Genomic DNA, 7010 nt, shown 5'->3' on the forward strand with positions numbered 1-7010 from the left:
GGCGGGCTCGCCGCCCGCGTCGTGTGGCTCGCGGCCCTCCCGGGGGTCTGGTGTCTCGCCGCCGTCGCTGGTCACCCCATGACTGTTCCCCGCGGCGCGCGGGTGATACTCCTCAGCGCGTGCCCCAGGAGTAGGTCTGCTTGTGCAGCTTGAGGTAGACGAACGTCTCGGTCGCGCGCACCGCGGAGATCGCCCTGATCTTGCCGAGAATGTCCAGCAGGTGCTGGTCGCTGCCGCAGACCACCTCGGCCATCAGGTCCAGCGACCCCGCGGTCAGCACCACGTAGTTGATCTCCTCGATGACCGCCAGCTCGTCGGCCACGGCGGTCAGGTCCCCCTCACAGTTGACGCCGATCATGGCGCGGCGGGGGAAGCCGAGGGTCAAGGGGTCGGTGACGGCGACGATCTGCATCACGCCCGCGTCCAGGAGGCGCTGCACGCGCTGGCGTACCGCGGCCTCGGACAGGCCCACCGCCTTGGCGATCGCCGCGTACGGCTTGCGGCCGTCCCGCTGCAGCTCCTCGATGATCTGCTTGGAGATGTCGTCGAGGACGATGGCCTTGGGCGGCGTCGCCATGCGGGGCCTGCTCCCTTCCTGCGGGGGTGGGTCCTGCGGGTGCGCGGAACGTCGCGCCCCTGCTGCGCCATGCTGTCAGGTACGCCGGGCGTGTCAAGCGAATCCGTGGCGATTACCGGTTTTCGCCACGAAATCCCGCGTCGAGTACCCTTTGTTCGGACAGCGTTCTGGCAAAACCGCAGATCAGAGGAGGTCGGCCCGTGACCATCCGCCCGCAGCCGCTGCACAACTTCGTCGACGGCGTGTTCGTCGAGGCCGCGAGCGGCCGGTACTCCGACGTGATCGACCCCTGCACCGGCGAGGTCTACCTCAGGGCGCCGATCTCCGGGCCCGCCGACGTGGACGCCGCCTACGCGGCGGCCGCCGCGGCGTTCGAGACCTGGGGCCGGACCACCCCCGGCGAGCGGGCCGCGCTGCTGCTGCGGATCGCCGACGCGATCGAGACCAGGACCGATGAGCTGGTGGAGGCCGAGTGCCGCAACACCGGCAAGCCGCGCGTCCGGATGGCCGAGGACGAGATCCCCCCGGCCGCCGATCACTTCCGCTTCTTCGCCGGGGCCGCACGGACCCTCGCCGGTCCGACCTCCGGGGAGTTCCTGGCCGGCCACACCTCGATCGTCCGGCACGAGCCGATCGGCGTCGTCGGCCAGGTGACGCCCTGGAACTACCCGCTGATGATGGCGGTGTGGAAGATCGCGCCCGCGCTCGCCGCGGGCAACACGATCGTGCTCAAGCCGTCCGACACCACCCCGGCCGCCACGCTGAAGCTGGCCGAGATCTGTGGCGAGATCCTGCCGCCCGGCGTGTTCAACGTGGTCGCGGGCGACCGGGAGACCGGCGCGCTGGTGGTCGGGCACCCGGCCGCGCAGATGGTCGCCATCACAGGGTCGGTGGGCGCGGGCGTGCAGGTGGCCAAGTCCGCCGCCGACGACCTCAAGCGGGTCCACCTGGAGCTGGGCGGCAAGGCCCCGGTGATCGTGTTCGACGACGTCAAGGACATCAAGGCCACCGCCGCCGCCATCGCCGAGGCCGGTTTCTACAACGCGGGCCAGGACTGCACGGCCGCCTGCCGGGTGCTGGTGCAGGAGAGCGCCCACGAGGAGTTCACCGCCGCGCTGGCCGCCGCCGCGGCGGCCACCCGCACCGGGGACCTCGCCGACGAGGACGCGCTGTACGGGCCGCTCAACAACGCCGACCAGCTCGCCCGCGTGACGGGCTTCATCAGCCGGGTCCCCGCGCACGCCGAGATCGTCGCCGGCGGCGAGCGGATCGGCGAGGTCGGCTACTTCTTCGCCCCCACCGTCGTGGACGGCCTGCGCCAGGACGACGAGATGATCCAGAACGAGATCTTCGGCCCGGTCATCACCGTCCAGACCTTCACCGACGAGGCCGACGCCCTCGCCAAGGCCAACGGTGTCCGGTACGGCCTGGCCAGTTCGGTGTGGACGTCCGACCACGGGCGCGCCATGCGGGTGTCCAACCGCCTCGATTTCGGCGTGGTCTGGGTCAACACGCACATCTCGTTCGTCTCGGAGATGCCGCACGGCGGCTTCAAGCACTCCGGCTACGGCAAGGACCTGTCGGTCTTCGGGCTGCACGACTACACCCGCGTCAAGCACGTCATGCACTTCATCGGGAAGTGACCCGCCCCCCGCGGTGCTTGTGGCGGGCGGGGGCGGGCCGTGATGATGGCCGCATGACCGCTGAGAGCGGGCCGGTGGAGAACGGGCCGGTGCTGGTGGAGTGCGCGGACACCGACGAGGAGCTGTTCCGCCGCTTCTACGACACCGTGCTGGCCCCGTCGTTCCCGCCCGCCGAGCTGGTCGGCCTGGACGCGGCTCTGTCCTACTACCGCGCCCCCGCCTCCGGCGCTCTCGGCACGATCGCGCTGGTCGACGGCGAGCCCGCGGCCGGCGCGCTGGGCGGCCACTACCAAGCGAGCGGCATCCTGCTACTGGACTACCTCGCCACCCGCGCGCAGGCGCGAGGCAGGGGGCTGGGTTCCGCGCTGATCGCCCACATCCGCCGGAACTGGGTCCCCAGGCAGCGGCCCGTGGCCGTGCTCGCCGAGGTCGAGGACCCTGGCCTGCACCCGGTGACGCCGTTCGGCGACCCGGTCGCCCGGCTGCGGATGTACGAAAGGACCGGATGGTCGCTGCTTCCGCTGGCCTACTTCCAGCCGGCGCTCGCGCCCGGCCTGCCCCGGGTGCGGGGGATGCTACTGATCTGCCTCGCCCCACCGGGGGGCACCGTCCCCGCCCCGGCCGTCGCCGCGTTCCTCGACGCCTACATGACCGGCTGCGAGGGCGCGGGAACCGTGCGGTCGGACCCGGAGTTCCTGGCGCTGCGGGGTCAGGCGACGGCATTCGGCGCGGACATCCCGCTGTGGCCGCTGTCCCGCGCGCCCGAAGTACACCGCCGCTGACGCCCGCGTCTCAGCTCAGCGTGTCCAGCCCGGCCATCGGGTCCGGGGCCATCGTCTCCTGGAACTCGGTCCACTCCTCGAAGAACGCGGTCACCTCCGATCCCAGCTCATCGGCCGCGGGACCACGGGCCAGATGGCGCTGCCGGATCAGCGTCACATCGCGCGTGAAGGGCCTGCCCGGCCCCCCGGCGCAGCACCGCGAGAAGGGCCACCGCCTCGCTCCCGGGCCGCTCCGCCATCCGCGCCTCCGCCTGGATCTCAGCACGTTGAGATGAAGCGCCTCAAGACGCGCCCGGCGCGTTGTGGTCCGGCCGCCCAGGTCCGTGATGTTGCGGCCCTTACCGGAGTTTTCCGATTTCGGCGGCGATGAATGGGGTTTCCTTTCGCGGAGGAGAGCATGCGGACGACACAGAGCAGGAACATCATTCCCGCGATGGTCCAGGCATAGGGCCTGCCCTGTTCCGGAACGAAGAGCGCGATGATCGTCAGCAGGATGCCCGTGCCCATCCCGGCGAGCAGCACCGGCTCGCCCTGAGGTGCCGGATCACCTCCAACGGCGCCCGCAGCAGCGACCCCGCCTGGGAGGGCGGTTCCGGGGAAGTTGCGTCATCACTTCACGATCGCGCGATGCTTCGGTAATGCCAGAAGGGTCGTTGAAAGAAGCGGAAACGTTATGGCGTCCTTCTCTCATCCGGGCCGTACATACTTCGGTGGCGGGCGCGGTCCGACTTTGGATGCGCGGCGTACATCTATCTGTGTAGGCCGTAAATGGCTCGGCGCGACGATGTGGCGGGCGGATGGCGCGGCGACGCTTGGGGTATGAGGCGAATCGAGGCACTCGACGTCCTACGCGGCGTGGCGATCATGGGCACGCTGGGCACCAACATCTGGTTGTTCACCGCCCCGGGCGGGCCCGGCGCGGGGGTCGGGGCCGGCACGGAGCCGGTGGAGACCTTCCTGCGGTTCCTGGCCAACGGGAAGTTCCTCGGGTTGCTCACCCTGCTCTTCGGCGTGGGCCTGGAACTTCAGTACCGTTCCGCGCTGCGGCGTGGTGTCCGCTGGCCCGGCTGGTACCTGTGGCGGGCGGCGTTGCTGTTCGCCGAAGGGCTGCTGCACTACATGCTGATCTTCGAGTTCGACGTGCTGATGGGGTACGCGGTCACGTCGATGCTGGTGGCCTACCTGATCGGGCGGAGCGACCGGGCGGTACGAGCCTGGATGATCGCGCTGGGCGCCCTGCACGCGGCCGCGGCGGCGCTGATCACGTACGTCCTGCTCACCGTCGATCTCCAGGTCGGCGGGCCGGTCACGCCGGTCTACACCGAGGGGTCCTGGCTCGACCAGGTCATCGCCCGGCTTCAGCTCATGCCGATCTACCGGATCGAGTCGATCTTCATCGTCCCGATGGCCACGGTGCTGTTCCTGGCCGGTTCGCGGCTCACCCGGGCGGGCGTCTTCGAGACCTCGGCGCGCGGTTCGCGGCTGCGCGTCCGCCTCATGGTCATCGGGCTCGGCGTGGCGCTGCCGCTCAACGCGGTCACCGCGTTCGCCGGGCCCGCCTGGTTCTTCGTGGACCGCTACATGCTGCCGCCGTTCGTCGCCCTCGGGCTGCTCGGGCTGGTCACCACCCTCGTCTCCCGGATGCGCGGTACGGCCGGGCGGCTCAGGAGGGGCCTGACCGGCGTCGGCCGCACCGCGCTGTCCTGCTACGTGCTCCAGAACCTGGTGGCCTCGGTGATCTGCTATGGCTGGGGGTTCGGCCTGGCCGCCAGGTTCGCCGACCTGCGCCCGTGGTGGGTGGTCGGCGCGTGGGCCGGGATCTGCGCGCTGTTCATGGTCTCGTCCACGCTGTGGCTGCGCTTCGCAGGCCGGGGCCCGCTGGAGCTGGTCTGGCAGTGGGCCTACCGCCTGCCCCAGCGGGGGCGCGATCAGGGGAGCGGGTCCGCCGCGCAGGGCTCGCCGCCGCAGACGTCGACGACCGCCCCGAGCCTGAGGAAGTGACCCTTCTGGACCCGCGCCTCACGATCGTTGCGCGGGTCCGAATGGGGGTCGCGGCCGTACTCGGGGCCGCTCGGCGGGATGTTGGTGGCCGGCGGCGCGGGGGTGCCGCTGTCCCAGACGACCAGGGCCGAGCCCCGGTACGGCCCGCGCGGCAGCGACCCGATCCCCCAGTACGGCGCGACGTCCGGGCTGCGTCCGGCGGCGACGGCGGGCCGGTGGATCTTCGCCCCGATCGTCCGCGCCGCCACCTCGGCGGTCACCGTGGCGACCTGGTGGTCGCCGAAGGCCACGTGCATGAGCACCCGGTGGCGGGGCGTACCGGGCAGCGGGTCGCCGCCGAGGTGGTGGGCGTAGCCGTTGGTCTCGGCGCGGTCCCACAGCATCTGCATCAGCGCGAAGCAGACCTGCTGGGTGAGCCGGTCGGGGTAGGAGCGGTCCATCATCGGCCGGAAGGGCGCGAAGGCCACGCTGCGGTCGAGCAGCGTGGAGTAGTTCATCCCGGTCACGCCGAGCACCGCGTTGCGCACGTCGGGGGAGAGCGCGACCAGCGCGCCCCCGGCGATGCCGCCCTGGCTGTTGCCGTCGTAGGCGAGCGCCGCCCCGTGGTCGATCAGCGGCCTGCCCCGCTCGTCCTGGAACGCGGGATGCCCGGCGAGGCCGTCCGGGGTGACCATGGCCCTGCCCAGCGCGATGAAGCCGAGCAGGCTCTGCTGGAGCCGGTCGGGCACGGTGCCGAACGTACTGAGATCGCCGAACACCGCCGCCACGTGCGGGATGTCCTCCTCCGACATGCCGATCCACCGGGTGGCGCAGAACAGCATGCGGTGCTCGGCCGCCATCGCCCGGACATGGCCCGCGCGGACCTCGGCGTCCCTGCCGAGCAGGCCGTGGCCGTACAGGGCGGGCGGCGCCGGACGCCGGGCGGCGGCCGACCTCGGGATCACGCAGGTGAAGCCGGCCCGCACGGAGTCGCCGAGCGGGCGGGGCAGCCCGTCGGGGCCGCGGTTGAGGTTCGATCCGGGCGGGCCGCCCGGCTTGTCGAGGTAGTTCGGTACCAGCACCTCGCCGGTGACCTCACGCGCCACCCGCGGGTCCTGCTCGGGGGTGAGGTCGGTGACCGAGGTGACCGTGAACTGCGGCGACCGGCCGCCCAGCCCGCGCAGCGTCTCATCGCGCATCCGCAGCGCCGGGCCGGCGATGCCCTGCTCACTCGCCACGGTGAAGTCCCACGCCAGATACAGGCCCCGGGTGGAGACGCCGGCCGCGCGCAGCTCGGCGAGCGTACGGTGCAGCGCCCGTTGCCGCGCGGCCAGCGGATCGCCCGCAGGCAGGCCGGGCTCGGCCAGCCGGGTGAACACCTCGGGGGCGGGCAGAACGCGGCCCTCCGTGTCTCTCAGGCCGCGCAGGGCCACCGCGTAGCGGTGCCCCTCCCGCAGGTTCCGGGCCGGCCGGACGATCAGCGCCCGGCGGTCCGGCCCTGGGGCCTGGGCGTCGATCTCGGCCCAGTACGGCAGGCGCTCACCGGTGCGGGTGTCCACGAGCACGATCGGCGCGTCCCGGCGCAGCGAGCGCCCCACGTCGGTCACCGGCGCGGCCCCCGTCGCGGCGAGGTCGAGCCCCGGCACATGGGCCAGCAGCATGGAACCGGGCGAGAACCCGTCGGCCAGGTTCCACAGCGCGGGGTCGATCGGGGTCCCCGCGGTGTTGCGCGGCATGGCCGTCGCGTCGAAGGCCACCCTGCGGCCGGTCGGCGTCTTGGCGGGGGTGGTGAACCAGTCGTTGGGGAAGGGCAGCAGGCACTCGGTGCCCGCCAGGGGGTCGCATCCGGATGCCGGAGCGGAGTGCGCGAGGGCGGGGGGTGTCACCAGCGACGTCCCGGCCAGCGCGAGCATCGTCAACGCGATACGCAGGCGCACGGGGGTTCCTCCTACCGGTCGCACCGCCGGACGGGCGGTGTGATCGGTAGCAGATCGCATGCCGGCGAGATGGTCAACGACCCATGCCAGG

The 7010-nt window shown here is 72.0% G+C and carries 7 protein-coding genes; 3 read left to right on the forward strand and 4 right to left on the reverse strand.

All coding sequences use genetic code 11. The features are described from left to right. Window positions 1-112: 112 nt before the first annotated feature. Window positions 113-577, reverse strand: coding sequence for an Lrp/AsnC family transcriptional regulator (locus tag C1I98_RS32685; RefSeq protein ID WP_111171210.1), 465 nt, complete (start codon window positions 575-577; stop codon window positions 113-115). Window positions 578-777: 200 nt separating this feature from the next. Here C1I98_RS32685 and C1I98_RS32690 point away from each other — a divergent pair, with 200 nt between their 5' ends. Continuing rightward, window positions 778-2220 carry a gamma-aminobutyraldehyde dehydrogenase gene (locus C1I98_RS32690; RefSeq protein ID WP_199537380.1) on the forward strand — a complete coding sequence of 481 codons (1443 nt, stop codon included), beginning with the start codon at window positions 778-780 and terminating at the stop codon, window positions 2218-2220. Window positions 2221-2273: 53 nt separating this feature from the next. Beyond that, window positions 2274-3002, forward strand: coding sequence for a GNAT family N-acetyltransferase (locus C1I98_RS32695; protein ID WP_111171211.1), 729 nt, complete (start codon window positions 2274-2276; stop codon window positions 3000-3002). 10 nt (window positions 3003-3012) lie between these two features. Here C1I98_RS32695 and C1I98_RS41995 read toward each other — a convergent pair whose 3' ends face one another. Together C1I98_RS41995 and C1I98_RS40830 are read right to left on the reverse strand one after the other, a co-directional pair. After that, window positions 3013-3159, reverse strand: coding sequence for a hypothetical protein (locus C1I98_RS41995; protein WP_158558276.1), 147 nt, complete (start codon window positions 3157-3159; stop codon window positions 3013-3015). Between the two features lie 101 nt (window positions 3160-3260). Beyond that, on the reverse strand, window positions 3261-3524 hold the full coding sequence (locus tag C1I98_RS40830) for a hypothetical protein (RefSeq protein ID WP_146607778.1): 264 nt from the start codon (window positions 3522-3524) through the stop codon (window positions 3261-3263). A gap of 297 nt (window positions 3525-3821) precedes the next feature. On the opposite strand from C1I98_RS40830, the gene C1I98_RS32700 reads away from it, so the two are divergent. Then, window positions 3822-5003, forward strand: coding sequence for a DUF418 domain-containing protein (locus C1I98_RS32700; RefSeq protein ID WP_199537381.1), 1182 nt, complete (start codon window positions 3822-3824; stop codon window positions 5001-5003). On the opposite strand, the gene C1I98_RS32705 is transcribed toward C1I98_RS32700, so the two are convergent. Then, window positions 4931-6919 carry a hypothetical protein gene (locus C1I98_RS32705; protein WP_199537382.1) on the reverse strand — a complete coding sequence of 663 codons (1989 nt, stop codon included), beginning with the start codon at window positions 6917-6919 and terminating at the stop codon, window positions 4931-4933. The two genes, C1I98_RS32700 and C1I98_RS32705, sit on opposite strands and share 73 nt — an antisense overlap. Window positions 6920-7010 lie beyond the last annotated feature (91 nt).

This window comes from Spongiactinospora gelatinilytica (assembly GCF_003236385.1).
In the GTDB taxonomy this organism is placed as follows: Bacteria; Actinomycetota; Actinomycetes; order Streptosporangiales; family Streptosporangiaceae; genus Spongiactinospora; species Spongiactinospora gelatinilytica.